The sequence below is a fragment of the Compostibacter hankyongensis genome (assembly GCF_039541075.1).
Lineage (GTDB): Bacteria > Bacteroidota > Bacteroidia > Chitinophagales > Chitinophagaceae > Compostibacter > Compostibacter hankyongensis.
This window is the reverse complement of the sequence record NZ_BAABFN010000017.1, coordinates 1-2,217: the sequence shown is the minus strand read 5'-3', so window position 1 is coordinate 2,217 and position 2,217 is coordinate 1. Positions and strand designations below refer to the sequence as shown.

General features: G+C 48.0%; 3 protein-coding genes. All 3 read right to left on the bottom strand.

Annotation, left to right across the window (positions count from 1 at the left end; genetic code table 11):
• Nucleotides 1–16: 16 nt before the first annotated feature.
• From tnpC to tnpA, 3 genes are read right to left on the bottom strand one after another with little or no spacing between them, the layout of a single operon-like run.
• Nucleotides 17–1,489 carry an IS66 family transposase gene (tnpC, locus tag ABD851_RS14440; RefSeq protein ID WP_344980507.1) on the bottom strand — a complete coding sequence of 491 codons (1,473 nt, stop codon included), beginning with the start codon at nt 1,487–1,489 and terminating at the stop codon, nt 17–19.
• Between the two features lie 35 nt (nt 1,490–1,524).
• Nucleotides 1,525–1,878, bottom strand: coding sequence for an IS66 family insertion sequence element accessory protein TnpB (tnpB, locus tag ABD851_RS14435; RefSeq protein ID WP_344980505.1), 354 nt, complete (start codon nt 1,876–1,878; stop codon nt 1,525–1,527).
• The gene (gene tnpA, locus ABD851_RS14430; protein ID WP_344980503.1) at nt 1,878–2,159 is read right to left on the bottom strand and encodes an IS66 family insertion sequence element accessory protein TnpA; all 282 of its coding nucleotides are present in this window, start codon (nt 2,157–2,159) and stop codon (nt 1,878–1,880) included. The genes tnpB and tnpA overlap by 1 nt, the downstream gene beginning before the upstream one ends.
• Between the last annotated feature and the right edge of the window lie 58 nt (nt 2,160–2,217).

Here is a 2,217-nt window from a genome sequence, read left to right as displayed (position 1 = left end):
GTATCCGCCCGACGAACTACAGGTCTGTTGATTTCTTGAAATTCTGCGGGTAAAGATCTTTTAAGTTTTTGTGGTTTATTGATTCTATGTTCAGTAGCGTATGTTTTAACCATTGGTAGGGGTTCACCTCATGCTTTTTACAGATGGCGAAGAAGGAATAGATCATTGCAGCCCGCTGTGCGGCTTCATGGCTGCCTGCAAAGAGGTAGTTCTTTCGTCCCAGCGCCACGGGTCTGATCGCATTTTCAATGAGGTTATTGTCGATCTGCAGGTTTCCGTCGTATAAGTAAGCCGATAAAGCATCCCAACGCGCGTAAGCATAGGCCATGGCTTTTCCGATCTGGCTTTTGGGCAAGGTGTTTTTTATCTCCTCAAAGATCCATTTGCCCATTTCATTGATTACCGGTAAGGCTTCTTCTAGCCGCAGCTCCTTGATTTTGTCGGCAGAAAGTTGTTCTTTAGCTCTACGTTCAATTTCATAGAGTTTCTGTATCATGAGTAGCGCCTTTTCGGCTCTTGGGCGGTCATTCTGTAAAGCTTTCTCGAACTCACGGCGTGCGTGTGCCCAGCAGGACAGATGGATGATCCCTTTCTTTTTTCCATATTTATCATATGCGGCATACCCATCCGTCTGCAGGTAACCCTTAAAGTTATCCAGCATGGATTTAGGCACTTGGCCACCACGTGAAGGATTGTAGTCAAACAGCACGGTCCTGTCCAACGGGGCATGGTATACCCAATAGTATCCCTGGTGGGCAGCGCCTTTTTTTTCGCTGTCCAGTACTTTTATTGGCGTCTCGTCCGCCTGTAGATATCCTTTTGCTTTGGTATCGAAGACCAGTTGTCCGTAAAGTGGTTCGAGTTTGATCAGGGCCTCCTTTGTCCAGCCCTCGATGGTCGAGGAGGCGATCTGTATGTTTTCCCTGGCGAAGATCTGCTTCTGGCGGTATAATGGAAGGTGATCGGCATATTTACCCGTAAGGATCATCGCCAGCAGACCTGCTCCGGGGATACCTTTGTCGATAACCCGCTCCGGGAGCTCACCGATCCTGACGCCTTCACCGTTTCCAGCGGCATATTTATAACGGATGTAGCGGTTGATATAGAACCTTGCAGGCTCGCACTCCAGTTCCTCGGTGATTTCTTTCCCGATGCATACCATTTCGGACAGGTCACCTTCGGGGTGGATCTCGATTTCAACAACCGGCAGGTGTTCGGGCAATCTCGCACGCCCTTTATGGTTTACACGCGTGCGGGTGTATTCGATCTTTTGTTTGATCTCTTGCTGTTGCTGCTCCACCTCTACGGTTTCCGCTTCAAACGGGAGTGCGGTCTGGTTGGGGTCTCCCTCGAAGCGTTCGCGTTTCTGACCGAACTGCATCCGCTTGTACATGGCAAGCTGTGACTTTAGGTAATCTATCTCTTCATCACGGCTGGAAACGACCTTGAGAAGGTCTTCTTTCGAGAGGGATTCCAGCGCTGTTTCCATACGCTAAAGATACGGTTTTACCAGCGTTCCCGCAATCAAAAAAGCTGTTTTTGTGGCAAGGAATAACGTTTTTTCTGTATGCTTTTCACAACTTGCACACCTTCGATCAGTAGAACCAGATCGCTCCATGACAGCTCTCCTTTTTTGAGCGACGATGTACCAAAAGTGCCCTGCTCCAGACGTTTGTAGTAGAGTACAAACCCACCGTGCTCCCAATGAAGCAACTTGATATGCGTACGACTACGGTTCAGGAACACGAATACCTCACCACTGGTCGGCTGACGTTCCATAACAGAACTGACCAGACCGCATAGACCGTCAAATGACTTCCTCATATCGCAACTTCCATCATAGAGATAAAATCGGTGCGAGGAACCTAGCGAGAACATCAGTAAAGGCGGATCAGCTGGGACAGAAGACCAAGATCGGCATCTGACTTGATCCGCACACCGTTGGGATAGATAACCTCAACTTCGCCTTTTTTGCAGGACTTATCGATAGCTATAAAACGTCCGCTGGATGTATCGTTTTCTTTACTACGCGAAAACCAATAATAAAAAGTGGCTTCGTTGATACCTTGTTCCGAACAGTAAGCTTTCTTGCTCTTACCGCTCTGTTGCCAGTCTGCTACCATCGATAGCATCTGTGATCTCTTTTCTTCTTTGCTCATTAAGCAAAGTTCTGCATTATACAACGCTCAGGAAATATGCACTTGGTCGGGCGGATAC

Coding starts and splice junctions, on each gene's coding strand:
- tnpA (WP_344980503.1), bottom strand. CDS start 2,159: ATGAGCAAAGAAGAAAAGAGATCACAGATGCTATCGATGGTAGCAGAC.
- tnpB (WP_344980505.1), bottom strand. CDS start 1,878: ATGTTCTCGCTAGGTTCCTCGCACCGATTTTATCTCTATGATGGAAGT.
- tnpC (WP_344980507.1), bottom strand. CDS start 1,489: ATGGAAACAGCGCTGGAATCCCTCTCGAAAGAAGACCTTCTCAAGGTC.